This is a genomic window from Streptomyces omiyaensis (assembly GCF_014650895.1).
Classification (GTDB): Bacteria; Actinomycetota; Actinomycetes; order Streptomycetales; family Streptomycetaceae; genus Streptomyces; species Streptomyces omiyaensis.
On the sequence record NZ_BMVV01000010.1, the window covers coordinates 144,067 to 168,354 of the forward strand.

At 71.0% G+C, this 24,288-nt stretch carries 21 protein-coding genes and 1 riboswitch; of the genes, 5 read left to right on the forward strand and 16 right to left on the reverse strand.

The genetic code is table 11. The features are described 5' to 3' along the window. Positions 1–138 precede the first annotated feature (138 nt). Positions 139–255: riboswitch (SAM riboswitch) on the reverse strand. 85 nt (positions 256–340) lie between these two features. The 5 genes from trpD to ctaE all read right to left on the reverse strand — a co-directional run bounded on the left by trpD (position 341) and on the right by ctaE (position 5,711). After that, the gene (trpD, locus tag IE287_RS18815) at positions 341–1,405 is read right to left on the reverse strand and encodes an anthranilate phosphoribosyltransferase (RefSeq protein WP_189850235.1); all 1,065 of its coding nucleotides are present in this window, start codon (positions 1,403–1,405) and stop codon (positions 341–343) included. A gap of 130 nt (positions 1,406–1,535) precedes the next feature. After that, a complete protein-coding gene (gene qcrB, locus IE287_RS18820) occupies positions 1,536–3,161 on the reverse strand; it encodes a cytochrome bc1 complex cytochrome b subunit (protein ID WP_189850236.1) in 1,626 nt (541 codons plus the stop codon). Beyond that, a complete protein-coding gene (gene qcrA / locus IE287_RS18825) occupies positions 3,158–4,210 on the reverse strand; it encodes a cytochrome bc1 complex Rieske iron-sulfur subunit (RefSeq protein WP_189850237.1) in 1,053 nt (350 codons plus the stop codon). Before qcrA ends, qcrB begins: the two co-directional genes overlap by 4 nt. Beyond that, the gene (qcrC, locus tag IE287_RS18830) at positions 4,207–5,016 is read right to left on the reverse strand and encodes a cytochrome bc1 complex diheme cytochrome c subunit (RefSeq protein WP_189850238.1); all 810 of its coding nucleotides are present in this window, start codon (positions 5,014–5,016) and stop codon (positions 4,207–4,209) included. Before qcrC ends, qcrA begins: the two co-directional genes overlap by 4 nt. 74 nt (positions 5,017–5,090) lie before the next feature. Beyond that, positions 5,091–5,711, reverse strand: a complete 621-nt coding sequence (gene ctaE, locus IE287_RS18835; RefSeq protein WP_189850239.1) for an aa3-type cytochrome oxidase subunit III — start codon at positions 5,709–5,711, stop codon at positions 5,091–5,093. Between the two features lie 202 nt (positions 5,712–5,913). Here ctaE and IE287_RS18840 point away from each other — a divergent pair, with 202 nt between their 5' ends. Further along, complete coding sequence (locus IE287_RS18840) at positions 5,914–6,315, forward strand: DNA-binding transcriptional response regulator (RefSeq protein ID WP_189850240.1); 402 nt, start codon at positions 5,914–5,916, stop codon at positions 6,313–6,315. Positions 6,316–6,321: 6 nt separating this feature from the next. Here the strand turns inward: IE287_RS18840 and IE287_RS18845 are convergent, their stop codons facing one another. From IE287_RS18845 to ctaC, 4 genes are all read right to left on the reverse strand, one after another. Continuing rightward, a complete protein-coding gene (locus IE287_RS18845; protein ID WP_189850241.1) occupies positions 6,322–7,575 on the reverse strand; it encodes a L,D-transpeptidase in 1,254 nt (417 codons plus the stop codon). A 112-nt stretch (positions 7,576–7,687) separates the two neighbouring features. Next, positions 7,688–8,086 carry a cytochrome c oxidase subunit 4 gene (locus tag IE287_RS18850; protein ID WP_189850242.1) on the reverse strand — a complete coding sequence of 133 codons (399 nt, stop codon included), beginning with the start codon at positions 8,084–8,086 and terminating at the stop codon, positions 7,688–7,690. Continuing rightward, positions 8,083–9,816 carry an aa3-type cytochrome oxidase subunit I gene (gene ctaD, locus IE287_RS18855; RefSeq protein ID WP_189850243.1) on the reverse strand — a complete coding sequence of 578 codons (1,734 nt, stop codon included), beginning with the start codon at positions 9,814–9,816 and terminating at the stop codon, positions 8,083–8,085. The genes IE287_RS18850 and ctaD overlap by 4 nt, the downstream gene beginning before the upstream one ends. Next, complete coding sequence (gene ctaC / locus IE287_RS18860) at positions 9,813–10,778, reverse strand: aa3-type cytochrome oxidase subunit II (RefSeq protein WP_189850244.1); 966 nt, start codon at positions 10,776–10,778, stop codon at positions 9,813–9,815. The genes ctaD and ctaC overlap by 4 nt, the downstream gene beginning before the upstream one ends. Before the next feature lie 356 nt (positions 10,779–11,134). Here ctaC and IE287_RS18865 point away from each other — a divergent pair, with 356 nt between their 5' ends. Continuing rightward, complete coding sequence (locus IE287_RS18865; protein WP_189850245.1) at positions 11,135–12,520, forward strand: cysteine desulfurase/sulfurtransferase TusA family protein; 1,386 nt, start codon at positions 11,135–11,137, stop codon at positions 12,518–12,520. Positions 12,521–12,787: 267 nt separating this feature from the next. Here the strand turns inward: IE287_RS18865 and IE287_RS18870 are convergent, their stop codons facing one another. Continuing rightward, a complete protein-coding gene (locus IE287_RS18870; protein WP_189850246.1) occupies positions 12,788–13,762 on the reverse strand; it encodes a carbohydrate kinase family protein in 975 nt (324 codons plus the stop codon). Positions 13,763–13,892: 130 nt separating this feature from the next. Here IE287_RS18870 and IE287_RS18875 point away from each other — a divergent pair, with 130 nt between their 5' ends. Continuing rightward, entirely contained in the window at positions 13,893–14,099 is a 207-nt protein-coding gene (locus IE287_RS18875; RefSeq protein WP_189850247.1) for a hypothetical protein, read from the forward strand. A 67-nt stretch (positions 14,100–14,166) separates the two neighbouring features. Continuing rightward, positions 14,167–15,645, forward strand: coding sequence for a hypothetical protein (locus IE287_RS18880; protein WP_189850248.1), 1,479 nt, complete (start codon positions 14,167–14,169; stop codon positions 15,643–15,645). Between the two features lie 118 nt (positions 15,646–15,763). On the opposite strand, the gene erpA is transcribed toward IE287_RS18880, so the two are convergent. Continuing rightward, a complete protein-coding gene (gene erpA / locus IE287_RS18885; protein WP_189850249.1) occupies positions 15,764–16,120 on the reverse strand; it encodes an iron-sulfur cluster insertion protein ErpA in 357 nt (118 codons plus the stop codon). A gap of 235 nt (positions 16,121–16,355) precedes the next feature. Between erpA and nadA the strand changes: the two genes are divergently transcribed. After that, positions 16,356–17,537: a quinolinate synthase NadA gene (nadA, locus tag IE287_RS18890; RefSeq protein WP_189850250.1), complete on the forward strand. Its 1,182-nt coding sequence runs from the start codon at positions 16,356–16,358 to the stop codon at positions 17,535–17,537. Positions 17,538–17,633: 96 nt separating this feature from the next. Here nadA and IE287_RS18895 read toward each other — a convergent pair whose 3' ends face one another. From IE287_RS18895 to IE287_RS18915, 5 genes are all read right to left on the reverse strand, one after another. Beyond that, positions 17,634–20,780: an efflux RND transporter permease subunit gene (locus IE287_RS18895; RefSeq protein WP_189850251.1), complete on the reverse strand. Its 3,147-nt coding sequence runs from the start codon at positions 20,778–20,780 to the stop codon at positions 17,634–17,636. A 158-nt stretch (positions 20,781–20,938) separates the two neighbouring features. Beyond that, the gene (locus tag IE287_RS18900) at positions 20,939–21,619 is read right to left on the reverse strand and encodes a response regulator (protein WP_189850252.1); all 681 of its coding nucleotides are present in this window, start codon (positions 21,617–21,619) and stop codon (positions 20,939–20,941) included. Next, a complete protein-coding gene (locus IE287_RS18905; RefSeq protein ID WP_229883588.1) occupies positions 21,616–22,830 on the reverse strand; it encodes a sensor histidine kinase in 1,215 nt (404 codons plus the stop codon). The genes IE287_RS18900 and IE287_RS18905 overlap by 4 nt, the downstream gene beginning before the upstream one ends. Before the next feature lie 139 nt (positions 22,831–22,969). Further along, positions 22,970–23,248 carry a PspA-associated protein PspAA gene (gene pspAA, locus IE287_RS18910; protein WP_189850253.1) on the reverse strand — a complete coding sequence of 93 codons (279 nt, stop codon included), beginning with the start codon at positions 23,246–23,248 and terminating at the stop codon, positions 22,970–22,972. 13 nt (positions 23,249–23,261) lie between these two features. Then, entirely contained in the window at positions 23,262–24,059 is a 798-nt protein-coding gene (locus IE287_RS18915) for a PspA/IM30 family protein (RefSeq protein ID WP_189850254.1), read from the reverse strand. Between the last annotated feature and the right edge of the window lie 229 nt (positions 24,060–24,288).

The following is a 24,288-nucleotide window of genomic DNA, read 5'->3' on the forward strand; positions in this document are numbered from 1 at the left end:
CCGGTCGCGTACGGGTGTTGCCTCGACGCGCGACGAGAAGGGTGCCGCACGGAGGGGAAGAGGGGCCGGAGGCCCTAGCGCATTCGCTTGCTCACGAGACCGCTCCCTCGAGGACCAGGACCCCAGGGATGGCGCAGGGGTCCGCGCTTGCCGAGGACCTTGCTGTCCACGGCCTGGTCTTCACCCGGGGCACCCCGCCACGGACGGAGGGTTGCCGGACAGCCAGCCGGGGCTTGAGGGCTGTCACTCATGACCTGTTGCAGAACGTATGCCACCGCTCGCGATCCGCGCAACCCCGTCCGCATTCCGGGACGGGACCGCGCGGACCGCGCGGCGCGCGTCAGGCGTTGCTGGCGGCGATCCAGCGGTCCAGGGCCGCGCGGGCGGAGCCGGAGTCGATCGACTCGGCGGCCCGCGCCATCCCGGCCCGCAGCTGCTCCGCGAGGGTGCCCTCGCCGGGCTCCAGCGCGGTGAGCGCCGCCGCCGCGTTGAGCAGCACCGCGTCCCGTACCGGACCGGTCTCGCCGGCCAGGAGGCGGCGGGCGACGTCCGCGTTGAAGGAGGCGTCGGCGCCGCGCAGCGCCTCCAGGGGCGCGTACGCGAGGCCGACGTCCTTCGGGTCGAAGACCTCCTCGCGGACGGAGCCGTCGCGGACCACCCACACCCGGGAGGTGCCGGTGATGGTCAGCTCGTCCAGGCCGTCGTCGCCGCGGAAGACCAGGGCGGAGTTGCCGCGCTCGGCGAAGACCCCGGCGACGATCGGCGCCATCCGCGGGTCGGCGACGCCGACGGCCTGCGCCTTCACCCGGGCCGGGTTGGTGAGCGGGCCCAGCACGTTGAAGGTGGTGCGGATGCCGAGCTGGCCGCGGGCGGGGGCCACGTGCCGCAGCGAGGGGTGGAACTTCACCGCGAAGCAGATGGTGATGCCGGCCTCCTCGGCGACCTCGGCGACCCGGCGCGGGGTGAGGGAGAGGTTGATGCCGAGCTTCTCCAGGACGTCGGAGGAGCCGGAGGCGGAGGACGCGGCCCGGTTGCCGTGCTTGACGACCTTGGTGCCGGTGCCGGCGACGACGATGGAGGCCATCGTGGAGATGTTGACCGTCTTGGCGCCGTCGCCGCCGGTGCCGACGATGTCGACGGCCGGTCCGGGCACCTCGATCGTGTTGGCGTGCGCGTACATCGTCCGGACGAGCCCGCTGATCTCCTCGACGGTCTCGCCCTTGGCCCGGAGCGCGACCATGAAGCCGGCGATCTGGGCGTCGGTCGCCTCGCCGCTCATGATCAGGTCCATCGCCCAGGCGGTGTCGTCGGCGGAGAGGTCCTTCCCCTCCAGCAGGCCGTTCAGGAGGACGGGCCAGGAGCGGCCCGCCGTGGTAGGTCCTCCAGCGGGGGTCACAGCGCTCATGGCAGCTCCTGATGATCGTGCGTCGGATACGGGGTCCAGCCTATCGATCCGCGGGAACGGCAAAGAGCCCCGTCCATCGAATGGACGGGGCTCTCGCCGTGGCGACCTGCGTCAGGAGGTCGGGAGGGTCTCAGTGGTGGCCGTGGCCGCTCTGGATCTCCTTGTACTCCTCCAGGGTGGGCTTGGCGACCTGGTTGTCGTCGCCGTAGTAGCCCTTGTTGAGCTTGACCCGGAGCTTCTCCAGCGCACCGACCTTCCGCTCGACGCCGTTCTCGTCGACGGCCGGCGGCAGCGCGGCGGGCTCGTACTGCTCGTGCGCCGTGAGGCGGTACAGCTCGCCCTGGCTGAGCGGCTCGTGGACCTCGACGAACTCACCGTGCGGCAGGCGCTTGATGATGCCGGACTCGCGCCCGTGCAGCACCTTGTCCTTGTCCCGGCGCTGGAGGCCGAGGCAGATCCGCTTGGTGACGATGAACGCGATGACCGGGCCGGCGAAGAAGAAGATCCGCACGAACCAGGTGATCGAGTTGATCGACAGGTGGAAGTGGGTCGCCCAGAGGTCGTTTCCACCACCGATGAGCATGATCATGTACGCGGTGATCCAGGCGACGCCGAAGGCGGTGCGCGTCGGAGCGTTGCGCGGGCGCTGCGCGATGTGGTGCTCGCGCTTGTCGCCCGTGATCCAGGACTCGATGAACGGGTAGACCGCGATGGCCGCGAGGACCGCCGGGAAGATCGCCAGCGGGATCATCACGCCGAGGACCAGCGTGTGGCCCCACAGGTTGATCTCCCAGCCCGGCATGACACGGATCAGGCCCTCGGCGAAGCCCATGTACCAGTCGGGCTGGGCGCCGGTGGACACCTGGTCCGGACGGTACGGGCCGAGCGCCCAGATCGGGTTGATCGAGGCGACCGCCGCGATGACCGCGATGACGCCGAAGACCAGGAAGAAGAAGCCTCCGGCCTTCGCCATGTACACGGGCAGCAGCGGCATGCCGACGACGTTCTTGTTCGTCCGGCCGGGGCCCTCGAAGTGCGTGTGCTTGTGGACGAACACCAGGATCAGGTGCGCGACCACCAGGCCCAGCATGATGCCGGGGAGCAGCAGCACGTGCGCCGAGTAGAACCGGGCGACGAAGTCGCCGCCGGGGAACTCGCCGCCGAAGAGGAACATCGACAGGTAGGTGCCGACGATCGGCACCGACAGGATCGCGCCCTGCATGAAGCGGACACCGGTGCCGGAGAGCAGGTCGTCCGGGAGCGAGTAGCCGGTGAAGCCGGTGAACATGCCCAGGAAGAACAGCAGGAAGCCGAACAGCCAGTTGATCTCGCGCGGCTTGCGGAAGGCGCCCGTGAAGAAGACGCGCATCATGTGCACGAACATGCCGGCGAGGAAGATCAGCGCCGCCCAGTGGTGGATCTGCCGGATGAGCAGACCACCGCGCACCTCGAAGGAGATGTGCATGGTCGAGTTGAACGCCTCGGACATCAGCTGTCCCTGGAGCGGGACGTACGAGCCGGCGTACTCCACCTCGTTCATCGACGGGTGGAAGAACATCGTCAGGTAGACGCCCGTCAGGATGATGATGAGGAAGCTGTAGAGGCAGATCTCGCCCAGCATGAAGGACCAGTGGTCCGGGAAGATCTTCCGCATGTTGGCCTTGGCCAGCGTGTAGATCCCCAGGCGTCCGTCGGCCCAGTCGGCGACCCGCTCACCGGCGGGCGCCTTCTTCTGCGTGTTGGTCACAGTGCTCATCCGCGCTCCCAGAAGGCGGGACCGACGGGCTCGTCGAAGTCGCCGTGCGCTTCGAGGAAGCCCTTGTCGTTCACGCCGATCCGCAGCTGCGGGAGGGCGTGACCGGCCGGGCCGAAGATGACTCGGGCGCCGTCGGACAGGTCGAAGGTGGACTGGTGGCACGGGCAGAGCACGTGGTGCGTCTGCTGCTCGTACAGCGAGATCGGACAGCCGACGTGGGTGCAGATCTTCGAGAAGGCGACGATGCCCTCGTGCGACCACTCGAGCTCGCGCTTGTCCTTGATGTCCTCCGGCTGGATCCGGACGATCATCAGGGCGGCCTTGGCGATCTCCACCTGGAAGTTGTGGTCGTGCTCCGAGAGGCCCTCGGGCATCGCGAAGGTCAGCGAACCGACGGCGACGTCCTCGGGACGCAGCGGCTCGTGCGTGTTCATGTTGATGAGCAGCTTGCCCTTGGCCCACAGCGTCGTGCGGAGCTTCTTCTCGGGCAGCGGACCCATGTCACGCAGCAGCACGACGCCGGAGAGCGGCACCATGGCCAGCGCGCCGAAGAGCGTGTTGCGGATGAGCTTGCGACGGCCGAAGCCGGACTCGGCGGCACCCTGGGCGAAGTCGGCCATGACCTGCGCCTTGACCTCGGGGGTGGCCGCGATCGGGTGACGCTCGTCCGCCATCTCGACGTCGGACATCAGGGTGCGGGCCCAGTGGACCGCGCCCGCGCCGATGAAGAAGAGGGCGAGGCCGAGGGTCCAGCCCAGCGCGAAGTTGAGCGCGGACACGTGGCCGAAGGGCCAGATGTACACGTTCTTGTCGACCGGGAAGATCACGTACGAGGCGATGAAGCCGACGGTGGCCAGCATCGACAGGATGAACATGTACGCGACGGCGCGCTCGGAGCGCCGGGCGGCCTTCTCGTCGATGTCCTGGACACGCGGCTTGTGGGGCGGGAGGCCCGGGTCGGCGAACGGGTTGTCCGCGACCTTCACCGCGCCGTGCGCGGTGTCCTGCCCTGCCGGCAGGTTCTCTTCTGGAATCTCTTGGGTACTCATGACTTCTTGGCCTTAGCGGTGTGGGCCGCGACCCAGATGGCAACTGCGATCAGCGCACCCAGGCCGAAGACCCAGGCGAACAGGCCCTCGGAGACGGGGCCGAGACCACCGAGCGAGAGGCCGCCCGGGCTGACGGTCTTCTCGCCGTTGACGGCCTGGACGTACGCGATGATGTCCTTCTTCTCCTTCTCCGGCATGGTGGTGTCCGGGAAGGAAGGCATGTTCTGCGGGCCGGTCTGCATGGCCTCGTAGAGGTGCTTCGGGCTCACGCCCTCAAGGCTCGGGGCGTACTTGCCGTGGGTCAGCGCGCCACCCTCGCCGGTGAAGTTGTGGCACTGGGCACAGTTGGTGCGGAACAGCTCGCCGCCCTTGGCGACGTCGGCGCCCGCGGGGTCGACCTGGCTGTCCGTCGGCGTGATCGGGCCGGCACCGAGGGAGGCCACGTACGCCGCGAGCTGGTCGATCTCGGCCTGCGAGTAGATGACCTTCTTCTTCGGGACCTGGGCCCCAGGCTGCTGCGCCGGCATACGGCCGGTGCCGACCTGGAAGTCCACGGAGGCGGAGCCCACGCCGACGAGGGACGGGCCGTCAGAGGTGCCCTGACCGCCGGTTCCGTGGCAGCTGGCGCAGCCGACGGAGTAGAGCTTCTTGCCCTCCTCGATGGCGAGGGACTGGGCGGTTTCATCGGCCTTCGCCGTGCCCGCGGGCGCGAACGCGGCGTACAGCCCCCCCGTGGCCGCCAGCGCGAGAAGTAGGACGACGACCGCCGCCAGCGGATGGCGTCGTCGTGCGGAGAGCTTTTTCACGGATTACCCCGGTGTCAGGATCTTCTGCGTCGATGCTTGCTGGATGTCGGGCCGCCGCGACGGGCGGTGACCGACTACTTGATCATGTAGATCGTGGCGAAGAGGCCGATCCAGACGACATCGACGAAGTGCCAGTAGTAGGACACGACGATGGCGGCGGTTGCCTGCTCGTGAGTGAACCTCTTGGCGGCGTACGTCCGGCCGAGGACCAGCAGGAAGGCGATGAGACCGCCCGTCACGTGCAGGCCGTGGAAGCCGGTGGTCAGGTAGAACACCGTGCCGTACGGGTCGGACGAGAGCGAGAGGCCCTCGTGCTTGACCAGCTCGGTGTACTCCAGGACCTGGCCGCCTACGAAGATCGCACCCATCACGAACGTGATGATGAACCACGTCCGGAGCTTCTTCACGTCGCCCCGCTCGGCGGCGAAGACGCCGAGCTGGCAGGTGAGGGAGGAGAGCACCAGGATCGTGGTGTTGGTCGCCGAGAACGGGAAGTTCAAGGCGTCGGCCTTTTCCGTCCAGAACTCGGGACCGGTCACCGATCGCAGGGTGAAGTACATCGCGAAGAGGGCCGCGAAGAACATCAGCTCGGAACTCAGCCAGATGATGGTTCCGACGCTGGTGAGGTTCGGTCGATTGACCGACGGGTGCGCGTGCCCGGTATCTACTGTCGTTACTGTCGCCACGACCGACATTATGTCGGTCGCTTATCCCGCCCTCACTCCGGGGGGTGCCGTTCGGAGTGTCAGGGGGGTGTGTCCAGCCCGAACGGCCCATCGCGGGGGCCTCCCGACACCCTTCGAACAGGTGTTGAACGGGTGTTGACGGGGTGTGGACCGGAGTAGCATCCCGCGCACCGGTCGAGGACGGCCGGCCCGCCTTCCGGACGGAGGAACGATGCAGTCGAGTGCCACGGTCCTGGTCTACAGCGACGACGCGAACACCCGGGAGCAGGTCCGGCTCGCCGCCGGGCGGCGGCCCGCGGCGGACGTGCCCCCGGTGGAGTTCGTGGAGTGCGCGACGCTCCCGGCCGTGCTGAAGCGGCTGGACGAGGGCGGGATCGACGTCTGCGTGCTGGACGGCGAGGCCGTCCCGGCGGGCGGCATGGGCGTCTGCCGGCAGATCAAGGACGAGGTCTTCCGCTGCCCGCCGGTGCTGCTGCTGATCGGCCGCCCGCAGGACGCCTGGCTGGCGACCTGGAGCCGCGCGGACGCCGCGGTCACCCTTCCGGTGGAACCGGTCGAGTTCGCGGCGTCCCTGGCGGGCCTGATCCGCTCCCGCCTGTCGATCGACGCGTAGCCGCCCCTAGAGGGTCGGCCGGAGGCGCGCCTTGGCGTCCTCGGTGGCGGTGGGGTCGCCCTTCTCCGCCACCAGGGCGCTGCCCCGGCGCCACTTGTCCCAGGACAGGTTCCAGTCGCCGAAGCCGTTGCCGAAGGGGTCCATCGTCTCGCCGATGCTGTTGACGGTCTTGACGATGTCGCCGGGGCGGACGGTCTCGTAGAACCAGGCGGCGTTGCCGGTGGACATGCCCACGCAGCCGTGGCTGACGTTGGCGACGCCCTGGGAGCCCACGGACCAGGGGGCGGCGTGCACGTACTCGCCGCTCCAGGTGACCCGGGTGGCGTAGTACACCGGCAGGTCGTACGACTCCGAGCTGCCCTCGGCGATGCCGATGCTGGTGCCGCGCATCCGGACGTAGTACTCCTTGCCGAGCACCACCTTGATCCCGTTACGGGTGGAGAAGCCCGGTTTTCCGGTGGTCACCGGAATGGTATTGATCACTTCTCCGTTGCGGCGGACCGTCATGTGGTGCGACCCGGCGTCGGCGACGGCCTCGATCCGGTCGCCGATCTTCAGCCGGAGCGGGGCGGACGGGCCGCCGTAGAGCTTGTCGCCCACGCGCAGCCCGTCGAGGTTGCCGCTGACCGAGACGAGCGTGCCGGCCGGCCAGTACTCCTTGGGCCGGAAGTGCAGCGTCTTGTCGTCCACCCAGTACCAGGAGCCCTCGACGGCGGGGGTGGAGCGGACCTTGAGGGCCCGTTCGACGACCGCGCGCGCGGCCCGGTCCTTCACCGGGAGGCTGAGGGCGGCGGTGATCGGCTGTCCGACGCCGTAGGTGCCCGCCTCCGGCCCGAAGGTGGCGGTCAGGGCCCTTTTGGCCGGGGCCGTCTCGAACGTGTACGTACGGGCGCCAGGGGCCCCGCCCTCGTCCTCCGTGGCCACCCTGACGGTGTAGCGGGTCCCGGCGGCCAGGGAGGCCGTGGAACGCCACGTGCGCCCGTCCGCGGTGAGCTCGCCCGCCAGGTGGCGGCCGGCCGCGTCGGTGGCGGTGACGTCGGTGATCCGCCCGTCGTCGCCCTTCGCACTGATCTCCAGCGGCTTCTCGGGGTTCAGCCGGGTGCCGTCGGCGGCCGCGAAGGCGATCTGGTCGGCCGCGTCGTAGGGGCTCTCCGACAGCGGATGCCCGTCGGAGCCCGCGCACGCCGTCACACCGGCGGTCACGGTGAGGGCCAGAAGAGTGCAGCTCAGAACAGTCCGAATGCGCGGCGTGTCGTTCATGACCTCACGCTAAGGACAGTTCCGCCCGCGGGCGCGCCGAGCGCGGCAAAAGAGGGGCCCGGCCGCTTCGCGTACGAAGTGACCGGGCCCCTCGGGGTGTTGCGGGGTGCTGCTACTGGTTCTGGTTCTCACCGCGGTAGAACTCGAAGACCCAGCCCCAGATGCCGACCAGGATCAGCGGGGCGGAGAAGTACATGATCCACCAGCCCATCGCGACCGACAGGAAGGCGAGCGCTCCGCCGGCGGCCAGCGAGAGCGGCTGCCAGCTGTGGGGGGCGAAGAAGCCCACCTCGCCGGCCTCGTCCGCGACGTCGGCCTCCTTGTCGTCCTGGGCCATCGCGTCGACACGCTTGGCCGTGAAGGCCAGGTAGTAGCCGATCATGATGGAGAGGCCGAAGGCCAGGAAGAGCGCCGTCGTACCGACCGGCTCCTTGCTCCAGACGCCGTACAGGATCGCCATGGCAAGGATGAAGACGCTCAGCCAGATGAACATCTTGCCCTGGATCTTCACTTGCCGGCCTCCTTGCTGCCCGTGAGGGCCGCGGCCTCGTGCGGCTTGTTCTCGAGCTGGTCGACCGCAGCGATCTCAGGGTGGTGCAGGTCGAACGCGGGCGATTCCGAACGGATCCGCGGCAGCGTGAGGAAGTTGTGCCGCGGCGGCGGGCAGGACGTCGCCCACTCGAGCGAGCGGCCGTAGCCCCACGGGTCGTCGACCTCGACCTTCTTGCCGTACTTGGCGGTCTTCCACACGTTGTAGAAGAACGGCAGCATCGACAGGCCGAGCAGGAACGACGAGATCGTCGAGATCGTGTTCAGCGCGGTGAAGCCGTCGGCGTCCAGGTAGTCCGCGTAACGACGCGGCATGCCCTCGGCGCCCAGCCAGTGCTGCACCAGGAAGGTGCCGTGGAAGCCGATGAACAGCGTCCAGAAGGTCATCTTGCCCAGGCGCTCGTCCAGCATCTTGCCGGTGAACTTCGGCCACCAGAAGTGGAAGCCGGCGAACATCGCGAAGACGACGGTGCCGAAGACGACGTAGTGGAAGTGCGCCACCACGAAGTACGAGTCCGAGACGTGGAAGTCCATCGGCGGCGAGGCCAGGATGACGCCGGTCAGACCACCGAAGGTGAAGGTGATCAGGAAGCCGATCGTCCAGAGCATCGGCGTCTCGAAGGACAACGAGCCCTTCCACATCGTGCCGATCCAGTTGAAGAACTTCACGCCGGTCGGTACGGCGATGAGGAACGTCATGAAGGAGAAGAACGGCAGGAGCACGCCGCCGGTGACGTACATGTGGTGCGCCCACACGGTCACGGACAGACCGGCGATCGCGATGGTCGCGGCCACCAGACCGATGTAGCCGAACATCGGCTTGCGGCTGAAGACCGGGATGACCTCGGAGACGATGCCGAAGAACGGCAGCGCGATGATGTACACCTCTGGATGCCCGAAGAACCAGAAGAGGTGCTGCCAGAGCAAGGCTCCGCCGTTGGCCGCGTCGAAGACGTGGGCACCGAACTTGCGGTCCGCCTCCAGGGCGAAGAGCGCCGCCGCGAGGACCGGGAAGGCGAGCAGGACCAGGACACCGGTCAGCAGCACGTTCCAGGTGAAGATCGGCATGCGGAACATCGTCATGCCCGGAGCGCGCATGCAGATGATCGTGGTGATGAAGTTGACCGAGCCGAGGATCGTGCCGAAGCCGGAGAAGGCCAGACCCATGATCCACATGTCGGCGCCGACACCCGGCGAGCGGACCGCGTCCGACAGCGGGGAGTAGGCGAACCAGCCGAAGTCGGCCGCACCCTGCGGGGTGAGGAAGCCGGCCACCGCCATGATCGAGCCGAAGAGGTACAGCCAGTAGGCGAACATGTTCAGCCGCGGGAACGCCACGTCGGGCGCGCCGATCTGCAGCGGCATGATCCAGTTCGCGAAACCGGCGAACAGCGGCGTCGCGAACATCAGCAGCATGATCGTGCCGTGCATCGTGAACGCCTGGTTGAACTGCTCGTTCGACATGATCTGCGTGCCCGGACGGGCCAGCTCGGCGCGCATGAAGAGCGCCATCAGGCCGCCGATGATGAAGAACACGAACGACGTGACCAGGTACATCGTACCGATGGTCTTGTGGTCGGTGGTGGTCAGCCACTTCACCACCACATTGCCGGGCTGCTTGCGGCGGACGGGCACCTCGTTCTCGTACGAGTCCTCAGCCGCGGCACCCTTGGTTTCGTTGGGGATGCTCACAGTTGGTTCTTCTCCGCGTTCCTGGCCGGGTCCGTCTGCTCGATGCCGGACGGGATGTAGCCGGTCTGACCCTTCTCGGCCAGCTCCTTCAGGTGCGCCTGGTAGCGCTCCGGGGAGACCACCTTGACGTTGAAGAGCATCCGGGAGTGGTCGACACCGCACAGCTCGGCGCACTTGCCGAGGAAGGTGCCCTCCTGGGTCGGCGTGACCTCGAAGACGTTGGTGTGCCCCGGAATGACGTCCTGCTTGAAGAGGAACGGAACCACCCAGAAGGAGTGGATGACGTCACGCGAGGTGAGGACGAACCGGACCTTCTCGCCCTTCGGCAGCCACAGGGTCGGGCCCGGGTTGCCGGTCTGCGGGTTGCGGTCGCCCGGGATGCCGGCGACGTAGACGCCGCCCGCGTTGTCCGGGAACTCCTCGATGTACTTGTCCGGAATGGACGCGAGGTTCTTGTCCGTCTTCGCGTCGCCCTCGACACCCGGCACGTTCTCGATGTAGTTGAAGCCCCAGCTCCACTGGTAGCCGACCACGTTGATCGTGTGGGCCGGCTTGTCCGAGAGGGCAAGGAGCTTCGACTCGTCGCGCGCGGTGAAGTAGAAGAGCACCGAGACGATGATGAGGGGGGTGACCGTGTACAGCGCCTCGATGGGCATGTTGTAGCGGGTCTGCGGAGGTACCTCGACCTTGGTCCGGCTGCGCCGGTGGAAGATGACCGACCACAGGATGAGGCCCCACACCAGGATGCCGGTGAGGAGCGCGGCGGCCCAGGACCCCTGCCACAGGGAGAGGATCCGAGGCGCCTCTTCCGTGACGGGGGTGGGCATGCCAAGGCGGGGGAAGTCTTCCCAGTTGTACGAGCAGCCGGTGGCTGTCGCCAGGATCAGGCCCGCAGTCAGCACCTGCGGCAGCTTCCGCCGCATCGGGCGCCGCGACGAGCGGTCGGAGCCGTTGGGACTCACGTAGCGCCTTCCCGAGAGTCTCGGCCCGCGTTGGTCGGCCACGGCCGTCCGTCTCGCTGGTCGGTCGCCGCCCCGGCCGCGGGCAGGGGTTTGGATGTTTATGCGGACCAAACCCTACTGGACGCTATTTGGGGTCGCGCGGGGAGGGTGCCCAACGCGCCGTCCGAGTCCCCGAAGGGGTGGACCCGGAGGTTCCGCGGAGGGCGGGGAAGCGCCCGTTCGGGCGTCTGACGGCGGACGCGGGCGCCCTCCTGACACCTCCTCACCCCGGTCGGCCGACGCCCGCCGCCCGACCCTCCCCCGCGGCCCGCGGGCCGCGGGGGAGGCCACCGGACCGCAGGCCCTACCGTGGGCGGATGCCCTACTTCGACGCCGCGTCCGCCGCCCCCCTGCACCCCGTAGCCCGCCAGGCGCTGCTCGCCGCACTCGACGAGGGGTGGGCCGACCCGGCCCGGCTCTACCGGGAGGGGCGGCGGGCCAGGCTGCTGCTCGACGCGGCGCGGGAGGCCGCGGCGGAGGCGGTCGGCTGCCGCCCCGACGAGCTCGTCTTCACCCCTTCGGGGACGCGCGCGGTCCACTCGGGCGTGTCGGGGGCGCTCGCCGGGCGCCGCCGGACCGGCCGGCGCCTCGTCGTCTCGGCCGTCGAGCACTCCTCCGTGCTGCACGCGGGCGGGGCGCACGCGACGGCCGGCGGGGAGGTGACGGAGGTTCCGGTCGGCCGGAACGGGGCGGTGGACCCGGACGCCTTCGCGGCCGAGCTCGGCGAGGGGGTCGCGCTCGCCTGCCTCCAGTCCGCCAACCACGAGGTGGGCACCGAGCAGCCGGTCGCCGAGGTCGCCGGAGCCTGCCGGGAGGCCGGGGTGCCGCTGCTCGTGGACGCGGCCCAGTCACTGGGGTGGGGGCCGGTGCCGGAGGGCTGGTCGCTGCTGACCGCCAGCGCGCACAAGTGGGGCGGACCGGCCGGCGTGGGGCTGCTGGCCGTACGGAAGGGGGTGCGGTTCGCGCCCCAAGGCCCTTCCGACGAAAGGGAGTCGGGCCGCGCGCCCGGCTTCGAGAACCTCCCCGCGATCGTCGCGGCGGCCGCCTCGCTGCGGGCGGTGCGGGCCGAGGCGGCGGCGGAGGGCGCCCGGCTGCGGGGCCTCGTCGACCGGATCCGGGCGCGGGTGCCGGAGCTGGTGCCGGACGTGGAGGTCGTCGGCGACCCGGTGCGGCGCCTCCCCCACCTCGTCACCTTCTCCTGCCTGTACGTCGACGGGGAGACGGTCCTGTCGGAGCTGGACCGGGAGGGTTTCTCCGTTTCGTCCGGTTCCTCCTGCACCAGCTCGACGCTGACGCCCAGCCACGTGCTCCGCGCGATGGGCGTGCTGAGCGAGGGGAACGTCCGGGTCTCCCTGCCCGCCGGCACGGAGGAGGCGGACGTGGACCGCTTCCTGGAGGTGCTGCCGCGGGTCGTCGCGTCGGTGCGGGAGCGGCTGGGCGGGGGCGGCCCGGCCGGGGGCGGGGGCGGGGAGAGGGGCGACCTGGTCGTCGACGCGCTCGGGAAGCGGTGCCCGATCCCGGTGATCGAGCTGGCGAAGGTGATCGGGACGGTGCGGGTGGGAGGGACGGTGACGGTGCTGTCGGACGACGAGGCGGCGCGGCTGGACATCCCGGCGTGGTGCGAGATGCGGGGCCAGCTGTACGAGGGCGAGTCGGCGGGGCCCGGCGGGGGGCGCGCCTACGTCGTCCGCCGCGCCTCCTGACCCTGCCGCGCGCGGGGGACGGAACCTTGCCGCGCCCCTCGCGCGTGCCCGCGCCCTGCGGGGCGGCGCCCTCCGTTGCACCCCGTGCGGGCAGGCGTCCCCCTGGGGCGATGGGTGACCCCCATCGCCCCGGCGGAACGACCGCCCGCAACGGAACGGCGGGCGCGGAACGCGCGCACGCGACGGTGGCGCGGCGGCACCGCGGCCCGGGCGCGGGGGCCCTGCGGGGGGGGCGGCCCAGGGGCGGTGCGGCGGTGCGGGGTGGGGTCAGGAGAGGTGGGACCGGACTTCGGCGGCGGCTTCCTCGCCGTACGCCTTGGTGAAGCGGTCCATGAAGTTGGCGCGCCGCAGGGTGTACTCCTGCGTGCCGAGCGTCTCGATGACCAGCGTCGCCAGCATGCACCCGACCTGTGCGGCGCGCTCCAGGCCGACGCCCCAGGTGAGACCGGTCAGGAAGCCCGCGCGGAAGGCGTCGCCGACGCCGGTGGGGTCGACCTTGGCCTCCTCCTCCGGGCAGCCGACCTCGATCGCCGGCTCGCCGACGCGCTCGATGCGGACGCCGCGCGAGCCGAGCGTGGTGACGCGGTGGCCGACGCGGGAGAGGATCTCCTCCTCGGTCCAGCCGGTCTTCGACTCGATGAGGCCCTTCTCGTACTCGTTGGAGAAGAGGTAGGTCGCGCCGTCGAGGAGGGTGCGGATCTCCTCGCCGTCCATGCGGGCGATCTGCTGCGAGAAGTCGGCCGCGAAGGGGATCGAGCGGGCCTTGCACTCCTCGGTGTGGCGCAGCATCGCCTCGGGGTCGTCGGCGCCGATGAGGACGAGGTCGAGACCGCCGACGCGGTCGGCGACGGCCTTGAGCTCGATGAGGCGGGCCTCGCTCATGGCGCCGGTGTAGAAGGACCCGATCTGGTTGTGGTCCTTGTCCGTGGTGCAGACGAAGCGCGCGGTGTGCAGGACCTCGGAGATGCGGACCGAGCCGGTGTCGACGCCGTGGCGGTCGAGCCAGGCGCGGTACTCGTCGAAGTCGTAGCCGGCCGCGCCGACCAGGATCGGGGTGCCGCCGAGCTGGCCCATGCCGAAGCAGATGTTGGGGCCGACGCCGCCGCGCCGGACGTCGAGGTTGTCGACGAGGAAGGAGAGGGACACCGTGTGGAGCTGGTCGGCCACGAGCTGGTCGGCGAACCGGCCGGGGAAGGTCATGAGGTGGTCGGTGGCGATGGAGCCGGTGACTGCGATACGCACGGCTGGGTGCTCCTGCGGGTGGAGGGTGATGACGATCCACGGTAGCCGCTGCCGGGGCCGCTGCCGAACAGTGGAAACTACCCCAGAGTAGGTCTTTTCTCCGGAGGCGGGTGGTGCATACGGTGCGCCCATGACCACGTACCCCGCTCCGCGCGAGCGACACGAGTCCGAACTGAGCCTCGCCGAGCTGCGCGGGGCCAGTGCCCGGATGGTCCCGCACTGGGTGACGCCGGCCGATCCGGCGCCCGCCCCCGTCTCCCCCGCCTCGATCCACGGGGTGGTCGTCCCGGACTCCTCGGCGCGGCTGATCGCCGCCACCGCCGAGTACGGCGGCTGAGGGGACGGAACCGTCCGACCGCCCGCCCCGTCCCACCGGTGTCCGATCGACACGAGGGAGCGTTGCGGTGAGCGGTACGGAGAACGGACGCGGACGGCGGACCGCGCTCGTCGCCACGGTGGCGGCGGGTGTGCTGCTGGCCGGTGGCGGCGGGCTGTATCTGACCGCCTCCGGTGACGACGGCGGCGGGCGGGACGCGGCTCCGCGGGCCGCGGGCGCGCCCGCGCCGCCGCCCCTGCGGCTCGGGGGCGGGGACGGCGGCGCGGGTACGGGCCCGGACGCGGGGATCGCGCCGGGCGAGCCGGACCCGGGCGGCGGCCCGAGCGGGACGGTCTACAGAGCCGAGGGCCCACTCCCCCAGGGGCCCTCGTCGGCCGCAGTCCACCGGCCGTCGGGCCTGGTCACCTCGGAAGAGGTGGCCAGGCTGGCCGGGGTGCTGGGCATCGAGGGGCGGCCGGCGCTGGTCGGCGACGTGTGGACGATCCGGCCCGAGAAGGACGGCCGGGGGCCGCGGCTCGACGTGTCGCGGCAGGCCCCGGGGAACTGGACGTACTCCTGGTACGACGGCGGTCCGGCCGGCGACACCTGCCTGAAGGGCAGGGCCTGCCCGCCGCCGGGCGAGGCGACGCCGCCCGCGAAGGGCTCCCCCGTGAGCGAGGCCGCGGCGAGGGCGGCGGCGGCACCGGTGCTGAAGGTGCTGGGACAGGACGACGCCAAGGTGTCGGCGACGCAGGTCATGAACGGGTCGGTGCGGGTGGTGAACGCCGATCCGGTGATCGGCGGGCTGCCCACGTACGGCTGGTCGACGGGGCTGCACATCGGGCCGGACGGGCGGCCGGTGGCTGGCAGCGGGACGCTGAAGGAGCCGGTGGGCGGCGAGACGTACCCGGTGGTGTCGGCGGAGCGGGCGCTCGCGCGGCTGAACGAGGAGTCGAAGGGCACGGGCCCGATCGGGATCGGCGGCTGCGCCACGGACCCGCCGGCCGCGGAGCCGCCGGCCTCCGGCGAGCCGGGGAAGGACGCCCCCTGCCAGACGATCGTGGACGCGGCGCCGCCGCGCGAGGTGCCGGTGACGGGTGCGGAGCTCGGCCTGGCGGCGACGGAGACCCCGGACGGGCGGGCGCTCGTGCCGGCGTGGCTCTTCACGGCCGACCCGGCGGACTCGGCGCCCTACACGGTGACCTCGACGGCGGTGGCGCCGGAGTTCCTGGTGCCGCCGGCGACGCCGTCCCCGGCGCCCACGCCGAGCGCGGCGGAGCCCTCCGACGGTGCGGTGCCGGTGCGGCGGATCGAGTCGTTCACGGTGCGGCCCGACGGGCGGACGCTGGCCCTGACCTTCTGGGGCGGGGTGTGCAGCACCTACACGGCGCACGCCGCCGAGGATCCGCGGCAGGTGCGGGTGCGGATCGACGAGAAGCCGCAGGACCCGGGCCGGGCCTGCATCCTGGTCGCCCAGGAGATCACCGTGGAGGTGACGCTGGAGGCGCCGCTGGGCGACCGGCCGGTGGTGGACGCGGTGAGCGACGAGGCCCTGCCGCGGAGGTAGGCCGCGGACGCCTCCGGAGACCGCGGGAGCGCGCACCGGAACGGCACGGAGAAAGGGCGGTGGCCCGGGAGGTCGGTCTCCCGGGCCACCGCCCTTCGGTCGTCGCTCGCGCGACGGCCTAGCTGAACGAGTCGCCGCAGGCGCAGGAGCCGGTGGCGTTCGGGTTGTCGATCGTGAAGCCCTGCTTCTCGATGGTGTCGACGAAGTCGATCGAGGCGCCGCCCAGGTACGGGGCGCTCATGCGGTCGGTGACGACCTTGACGCCGTCGAAGTCCTTGACGACGTCGCCGTCGAGCGAACGCTCGTCGAAGAACAGCTGGTAGCGCAGGCCGGAGCAGCCGCCGGGCTGGACGGCGACGCGCAGCGCCAGGTCGTCACGACCCTCCTGCTCCAGCAGAGCCTTGACCTTGGCCGCGGCGGCGTCGGTGACGATGATGCCGTCGGTGACGGTGCCGGTCTCGTCCGATACGGACATCTACATCTCTCCCGGGTTGTACGGAGACTGCTTGCCGACGGTTGCAACCGACGGTGTCCCGGATTCATTCCGGGCCGAGTGGGATTTCCCTCCTTCATGCTCGCACACCCGGCACCGAGACGCGGAGGGCGAATGCGTCACATCGACACTATGGCCATCGTCAGGATGACGTGAAGGGGTTATGATAGATAGCGTCATTTAGACGAAAAGGTTCCCCGAAGAAAGGGTGCGTGACGTGACCACCGCCCAGACCCCCCTGGACGTCCAGCCGACGCCGCTCGCCCTGCTGCTGCTCGGCCGCGAGGCCGACCCGAAGAGCGAGCGCGGCGTGGAGTGTCCCGGCGATCTGCCGTCTCCCTCCGACCCCGACCTGGTGGAGCGTGCCCGCGCGGCCAAGGAGAAGCTCGGGGACAAGGTCTTCGTCCTCGGCCACCACTACCAGCGTGACGAGGTCATCCAGTTCGCCGACGTCACCGGCGACTCCTTCAAGCTCGCGCGCGACGCCGCCGCCAGGCCGGAGGCCGAGTACATCGTCTTCTGCGGCGTGCACTTCATGGCCGAGTCCGCGGACATCCTCACCGGTGACGACCAGAAGGTCGTGCTGCCCGACCTCGCGGCCGGCTGCTCGATGGCCGACATGGCCACCGCCGAGCAGGTCGCCGAGTGCTGGGACGTGCTGACCGAGGCGGGGGTCGCGGACGTCACCGTGCCCGTCTCGTACATGAACTCCTCGGCCGACATCAAGGCCTTCACCGGCAGGCACGGGGGCACGATCTGCACCTCGTCCAACGCGAAGAAGGCGCTGGACTGGGCCTTCGAGCAGGGTGAGAAGGTCCTCTTCCTGCCGGACCAGCACCTGGGCCGGAACACCGCCGTCCGCGACATGGGCATGTCCCTGGACGACTGCGTGGTCTACAACCCGCACAAGCCGAACGGCGGCCTCACCGCCGAGCAGCTGCGCGCCGCCAAGATGATCCTGTGGCGGGGACACTGCTCGGTGCACGGCCGCTTCTCGCTGGAGTCGGTCGAGGACGTGCGCGCCCGCATCCCCGGCGTGAACGTGCTGGTCCACCCGGAGTGCAAGCACGAGGTCGTCGCCGCCGCGGACCACGTGGGCTCGACCGAGTACATCATCAACACCCTGGAGGCCGCCCCGGCCGGCTCGAAGTGGGCCATCGGCACGGAGCTGAACCTGGTCCGCCGCCTGGCGAACCGTTACGCCGACCAGGGCAAGGAGATCGTCTTCCTCGACAAGACGGTCTGCTTCTGCTCGACCATGAACCGGATCGACCTGCCGCACCTGGTGTGGACCCTGGAGTCGCTGGCCGAGGGCAACCTGGTCAACCGGATCGAGGTCGACAAGGAGACCGAGGCGTTCGCCAAGCTGGCGCTGGAGCGGATGCTGGCCCTGCCGTAACGGTTCTCCCCGCCGGGACGGTTCTCCCGCGCGCACGCCGGAAGGGGCGGCCCCACGAGTCCGTGGGGCCGCCCCTTCCGTCCGTCACCCGGGACCTCAGTCCCGGGCGTCGAGCAGGGCCGCGTCCAGCGGGCCGGCGTCCGGCTGCTCCGGGACCACCACCGGATCGCCCTTCTCGCCGTCCTTCTTCGCCGCCTTCTTCTTCGCGCGGCGCTCCTTGCGGAGCTCGACCATCGCGTAGAGCGTCGGGACGAGCAGGAGGGTCAGCAGCGTCGAGGTGATCAGACCGCCGATCACGACCACGGCGAGCGGCTGGGCGATGAAGCCGCCCTCGCCGGTGATGCCGAGGGCCATCGGCAGCAGGGCGAAGATCGTCGCGAGCGCGGTCATCAGGATCGGGCGGAGCCGGTGCCGGCCGCCCTCGACCACCGCTTCGACGACGCCGTACCCCTGCGCCCGGTACTGGTTGATCAGGTCGATCAGGACGATCGCGTTGGTCACGACGATGCCGATGAGCATCAGCATGCCGATCATCGCCGGGACGCCCATCGCGGTGCCGGTGGCGACCAGGAGGCCGATGGCGCCGGTGGCCGCGAACGGGATGGAGACCAGCAGGATCAGCGGCTGGATCAGCGACCGGAAGGTCGCGACCAGCAGCATGAAGACGATCGCGACGGCCGCCAGCATCGCCAGGAACAGGTTGAGGAAGGCCTCGTTCTGGTCCTCGGAGACGCCACCGACGGAGGCGGAGGCGCCCTCCGGCAGGTCCAGGGCGCTGATCTTCGACTGGAGCGCGGTGCCCACGGCACCGGTGTTGTCGGTGGTCGGCTTGGCCGTGATCGTCGCCGCGCGGGCGCCGTCGATCCGGGTCATGGAGACCGGGCCGGGGACGAGCTCGACGGTGGCGATGTCCCCCAGCTTCACCGGGCCGAGCGGCAGCGCCTTCAGCTGGTCGAGGGTGGTGGCCGGGGTGGCCGAGGTGATGAGGACGTCCCGCTCGGTGTCGTCGAGGGTGGCCCGGCCGGCCGGGGTGCCGCGGACGGCCTGGGCGACGACCATGCCGAGCGTGGTGTCGTCGAAGCCGGCGTCGGCCGCCTTCTCGTTGGCCCTCACGGAGATCCGCGGGACCGACTGGGACAGGTCGCTCTGGACGTCGGTGACGTCCTTCAGCTCCGCGACCGCCTTGCGGACCTGCTCGGACGCCTGCTGGAGCAGCTCCCGGTCGCCGGCCTTCACCACGACGCTCAGGTCCTGGCTGGCGAAGCCGTCGCCGGCCGCGATCGAGGTGTCGCCGATCCCGTCGAGCTTCCCGAGGCCCGCCTCGATGGCGTCGCGGGTCCTCTCGTACGAGGCGGAGTCCTCCAGCGTCACCTGGAACGACGCCTGGTTGGCGCCGGTGCCGCCGCCGAAGGCCGCCATGAAGCCGGAGGAGCCGACGGTGACCTGGTAGTCCTTGACGCCCTCGGTGTCCGCGAGGACCTTCTCGATCTTCTTCGCGGCCTCGTCGGAGGCGTCCAGGGCGGTGCCGGGTTCCAGCTTCTGCTTGACCGTCAGGACCGGCTGGTCGCCCTGGTCGAAGAAATTGGTCTTCAGCAGGGGCGCCATGCCGAAGGTGACGACCAGGACGACGAGGGCGATGGCCACGCTGGTGAGGCGGCGGCGGGTGGCGAACCGCAGCACCGGCACGTACGCGCGCTGGAGACGGCTGTTCGCCTCCTTCTCCTCGGCGGCCCTGCGGGCCTCGCCCGGGTCCTGGGAGGTGCCCTTCGGGGCGCGGAGGAACCAGTACGAGAGCACCGGGACGACGGTCAGCGACACCAGCAGCGAGGCCAGCAGGGCGGCCGTCACGGTGAGGCTGAAGGAGCCGAACAGCTCGCCCACCATGCCGCCGACCAGGCCGATCGGGAGGAAGACGGCGACGGTGGTGAGGGTCGAGGAGGTGACCGCGCCGGCCACCTCCCTGACGGCCGTGATGATCGCGGACTGGCGGTCCTCGCCGTAGCCGAGGTGCCGCTTGATGTTCTCCAGCACCACGATCGAGTCGTCGACGACCCGGCCGATGGCGATGGTGAGCGCGCCGAGCGTCAGCACGTTGAGCGAGAGGTCGCGGGTCCACAGCACGATCAGGGCGAGGACGACCGAGAGCGGGATGGAGACCGCGGTGACCAGGGTCGAGCGGATCGAGGCGAGGAAGACCAGGATCACCAGGACGGCCATGACCAGGCCGAGGGCGCCCTCGGTGGTGAGGCCGGAGATCGACTTGGCGACCGCCGGGCCCTGGTCGGAGACGACCGTCAGCTCGGCGCCCGCGCCCAGCTGCTTGCGCAGCTCGGGCAGCTTCTCCTCGACGGCCTCGGAGATGGCGACGGCGCTGCCGTCCTTGTCCATGGTGGCCATGACGGCGAGGCTGGGCTTGCCGTTGGTGCGGGTCAGGGAGACCCGGGCGGACTCCTCCTGCTCGACGGTGGCGACGTCGGCGAGCCGGACGGCCCGGCCCTGCGCGGGCTTGATCCGCAGGTCCTGGATCTGCTGGAGCGAGGTGTAGCCGCCGCCGACCTGCACGGTGCGGCTCTTGCCGGCCTCGGAGAAGGAGCCGGCCGGCATGGTGGCGCCGCCGGCCTGGAGGGCCTGGGCGAGGTTCATCGAGGTCAGGCCGGCCGCGGCGAGCTTGCGCTCGTCGGGGGTGACGGAGACCTGGAGGGCCTGGACGCCGTCGACGCTGACCTGGCCGACGCCGTCGATGTCCTCCAGGGCGGGCACGACGGTCCGCTCCAGCTGGTCGGCGAGGGCCTGCTGGTCCTTGCCGGAGGTGGCGGCGAGGACGACGGTCGGGATGTCGTCGGTGGAGCCGGCCACCACCTGCGGGTCGACCGACTCGGGCAGCACCGCGCGGGCGCGGTTGACGGCCTGCTGCACGTCGGCGACGAGCTGCTTGGTGGACTCGTCCCCGTAGTCGAAGGAGGCCATGATGACGGCGCTGCCCTCGGAGGCGGTGGAGGTGATGCCCTTGATGCCGTCGACGGCCTTGAGGTTGTTCTCCAGCGGCTCGACGACCTGCTTCTCGACCACGTCGGGAGAGGCGCCCTGGTAGGGGGCGATGATCGAGACCATCGGGAGCTCGATCGACGGGAACAGCTGCTGCTTCAGCTGGGGGATCGCGATCAGTCCGAAGACGATGGCGACGATGGACATCAGCCCGATCAGGGCCCGTTGCGCGAGGCTGAATCTGGACAGCCAGGACATGGGGTCTCTCTTCTGTGGCGTACGCGTCGGCAGGCGGCGGGCAGCCAGGAGCGCCCCCCAGCCCCCAGGATCCGCCATCGGGACGGCGAAGTCCTCGGCCCCCGGGCCCGTTTCCGGGCCGGGGGCGTACCGCGTCTGGAGTACGCCGCCGGCCGGGGTCACTCCCCCCGCGGGCGGACCAGTCCGGTCTCGTAGGCGGTGACCACCAGCTGGGCGCGGTCGCGGGCGCCGAGCTTGGCCATGGCCCGGTTGACGTGGGTCTTGACGGTGAGCGGGCTGACGTCGAGCCGTTCGGCGATCTCGTCGTTGGAGAGGCCTCCGCCGACCAGGACGAGGACCTCGCGCTCCCGGGCGGTGAGCGCGGCGAGGCGCCCGGCGTCGACCCGGGCGACCGGGTCGGCGGGGGCGCTCTGGGCGAGGAAGGTGGCGATCAGGCCCTTGGTGGCGGCCGGGGAGAGCAGCGCCTCGCCGGCGTGCGCGATCCGGATGGCGCCGAGCAGCTCCTCGGGTTCGGCGCCCTTGCCGAGGAAGCCGGAGGCGCCGGCGCGCAGCGACTCCACCACGTACTCGTCGATCTCGAAGGTGGTGAGCATGACGATCCGGACCCCGGCGAGCTCGGGGTCGGCGGTGATCGCCCGGGTGGCGGCGAGGCCGTCGGTGCCGGGCATCCGGATGTCCATGAGGACGACGTCGGGCCGTTCGGCCCGGGCGAGGGCGGCGGCCTGGGCGCCGTCGGCGGCCTCGCCGACGACCTCCATGTCGGGCTCGGAGTCGACCAGCACGCGGAACGCGCTGCGCAGCAGGGCCTGGTCGTCGGCGAGCAGCACCCGGATCGTCATCTGTCGTCCTCCCCCGCCTCCCGGGCGGTCCCGGGGGTCAGCGGCAGTATCGCCTGGACCCGGAAGCCGCCGCCGTAGCGGGGTGCGGCGGTGAGGGCGCCGCCGAGGGCGCCGACCCGCTCGCGCATGCCGAGCAGGCCGTGGCCGCCGGAGGGTTCGGGGGCGGGGACGGCGGGCGGGACGCCGTCGTCGAGGACGGTGATCTCGACCGTGCGGCCCACCAGGACCACGCTCACCTCGGCACGGACGTCCGGTCCGGCGTGCTTGCGGACGTTGGTGAGGGCCTCCTGGACGATCCGGTACGCGGCGAGGTCGACGGCGGCGGGGAGCTGGCGGCCCCCGTCGGCCCGGGCCAGCGAGACGGGCAGGCCGGCCTTGCGGAAGCTGTCGAGGAGCCCGTCGAGGACGGCGAGGCCGGGGGCGGGCTCGGTGGGGGCCTCGGGGTCGCCGGACTGGCGGAGCAGGCCGACGGTGGCGCGGAGCTCGTCGAGGGCGGAGCGGCTGGCCTCGCGGACGTGGGCGAGGGCCTCCTTGGCCTGGTCGGGGCGCTTGTCCATGACGTGGGAGGCGACCCCGGCCTGGACGTTGACCAGGGCGATGTGGTGGGCGACGACGTCGTGGAGGTCGCGGGCGATGCGGAGGCGCTCCTCCGCGACCCGGCGGCGGGCCTCCTCCTCGCGGGTCCGCTCGGCGCGTTCGGCGCGCTCCCGTATGGCATCGACGAAGGCCCGGCGGCTGCGGACGGCGTCGCCGGCGGCGGCGGCCATGCCGGTCCAGGCGAAGACGCCGAGGTTCTCCTGGGCGTACCAGGGCGTCGGGCCGAAGGCCATGGCGGCGACGGCGAGCGCGGTCATGGTGGCGAGGCCGACCCGCCAGGTGGTGGGGCGGTCGGTGCGGGAGGCGACCGTGTAGAGGGCGACGACGGCGCTGATGGTGACCGGGGCGGGCCGGACGTCGCCGAGCAGCTCGACGAGGCTGAGGACGCCGGTGAGGCCGAGGACGGCGAAGGGCCGGCGGCGGCGGAGCACGAGGGCCACGGCGGCGGCGGTCATCATCCCGACCCCGGCGAGGGTGGGGGCCCGGTCGCCGAAGGTGGGGCCGGTGACGCTGCCGTGGGGGTCGGTGAAGGAGGCGGCGATCATCGTGACCAGGACGGCGAAGGCCAGGAGGGCGTCGAAGGCCAGGGGATGGTCGCGGAAGCGGGTGCACAGGCGTGCGGCGAGGCCGCCGGGGGCGGGTGCGGGCGCTGCGGGTCCTGTGCGGGTCACCCGGAAACGGTACGGCCTGCTGCCGGACCGCAGGAACGGCGCGGACCCGCGGGGGCGGGCGCCGGGGGCGCCCGCCGGTGCGTCAGCCGGGGATCAGGCCGTCGTCCGAGAGCATCTCCCGGACCTCGTCCAGGCTCGCGTCGGGCGACGGGAGGATGAGCTCGGAGGGCGCCAGGGCGTCGTCGGGCAGGGGCGTGCCGAGGCGCCGGACGGCGGTGAGGAGAGCCGTCAGGGTGCGGCGGAAGCCCTCCTCGTCGCCCGACTCCATCTCGCCGAGCAGTTCGCCGTCCAGCTCGTCGAGCTCGGCGAAGTGGCTGTCGGCCAGCTCGCGCTGGCCCTCCCCCATGATCCGCACGATCATGACGCCGTCCTTGCTACTGCTTGTCGAAGCGGGGGTGGGACTGCTGCTGGTTCTGCTGGGGGGCGCCGGCCGCGCCGCCCTCGATGGCCTGCTGCTGCGCGGAGGGGCCCCCGGCCAGCTCGGCCTTCATGCGCTGGAGCTCCAGCTCGACGTCGGTGCCGCCGGAGAGGCGGTCCAGCTCGGCCTGGATGTCGTCCTTGGCGAGGCCCGACTGGTCGTCGAGCGCGCCGGAGGCGAGGAGCTCGTCGATGGCGCCGGCCCGGGCCTGGAGCTGGGCGGTCTTGTCCTCGGCCCGCTGGATGGCGAGGCCGACGTCGCTCATCTCCTCGGAGATCCCGGAGAAGGACTCCGCGATCCGGGTCTGGGCCTGGGCGGCCGTGTAGGTGGCCTTGATGGTCTCCTTCCGGGTGCGGAAGGCGTCGACCTTGGCCTGCAGCCGCTGCGCGGCGAGGGTCAGCTTCTCCTCCTCGCCCTGGAGGGTCTGGTGCTGCACCTCGAGGTCGCTGACCTGCTGCTGGAGCGCGGCCCGGCGGGACAGCGCCTCGCGGGCGAGGTCCTCGCGGCCGAGCGCCAGCGCCTTGCGGCCCTGGTCCTCCAGCTTGGCGGACTGGCCCTGCAGCTGGTTCAGCTGGAGTTCGAGCCGCTTGCGGGAGGTGGCGACGTCGGCGACGCCCCGCCGCACCTTCTGCAGCAGCTCCAGCTGCTTCTGGTAGGAGTAGTCGAGGGTCTCGCGCGGGTCCTCGGCCCGGTCAAGGGCCTTGTTCGCCTTCGCGCGGAAGATCATCCCCATACGCTTCATGACACCGCTCATGGGCTTCGCGCGCCCCCTTCTGACGGACTTGGCACCAGCTCTTCGTCAGGATCCACAGTACGGTCCCTGTCTCCATTACCGCACTGTTCGGAGCGGGATGCGCTCCTCCCCAAGGACGACTGCGCCCCCCGCCGTCTCCGGCGGGAGGAGTAGGGGGATCTCCGGGAGACCCCTGGTGTCCTCGTGTGCGTACCGGCTACGACGCCGGCTGTGAGCGGATCGTTCCCTC

Bases quoted from the DNA above. Each gene is read 5' to 3' on its own strand.
- trpD (WP_189850235.1), bottom strand. From the start codon at position 1,405: ATGAGCGCTGTGACCCCCGCTGGAGGACCTACCACGGCGGGCCGCTCC.
- qcrB (WP_189850236.1), bottom strand. From the start codon at position 3,161: ATGAGCACTGTGACCAACACGCAGAAGAAGGCGCCCGCCGGTGAGCGG.
- qcrA (WP_189850237.1), bottom strand. From the start codon at position 4,210: ATGAGTACCCAAGAGATTCCAGAAGAGAACCTGCCGGCAGGGCAGGAC.
- ctaE (WP_189850239.1), bottom strand. From the start codon at position 5,711: ATGTCGGTCGTGGCGACAGTAACGACAGTAGATACCGGGCACGCGCAC.
- IE287_RS18840 (WP_189850240.1), top strand. From the start codon at position 5,914: ATGCAGTCGAGTGCCACGGTCCTGGTCTACAGCGACGACGCGAACACC.
- IE287_RS18845 (WP_189850241.1), bottom strand. From the start codon at position 7,575: ATGAACGACACGCCGCGCATTCGGACTGTTCTGAGCTGCACTCTTCTG.
- IE287_RS18865 (WP_189850245.1), top strand. From the start codon at position 11,135: ATGCCCTACTTCGACGCCGCGTCCGCCGCCCCCCTGCACCCCGTAGCC.
- IE287_RS18875 (WP_189850247.1), top strand. From the start codon at position 13,893: ATGACCACGTACCCCGCTCCGCGCGAGCGACACGAGTCCGAACTGAGC.
- erpA (WP_189850249.1), bottom strand. From the start codon at position 16,120: ATGTCCGTATCGGACGAGACCGGCACCGTCACCGACGGCATCATCGTC.
- IE287_RS18895 (WP_189850251.1), bottom strand. From the start codon at position 20,780: ATGTCCTGGCTGTCCAGATTCAGCCTCGCGCAACGGGCCCTGATCGGG.
- IE287_RS18900 (WP_189850252.1), bottom strand. From the start codon at position 21,619: ATGACGATCCGGGTGCTGCTCGCCGACGACCAGGCCCTGCTGCGCAGC.
- pspAA (WP_189850253.1), bottom strand. From the start codon at position 23,248: ATGATCGTGCGGATCATGGGGGAGGGCCAGCGCGAGCTGGCCGACAGC.
- IE287_RS18915 (WP_189850254.1), bottom strand. From the start codon at position 24,059: ATGAGCGGTGTCATGAAGCGTATGGGGATGATCTTCCGCGCGAAGGCG.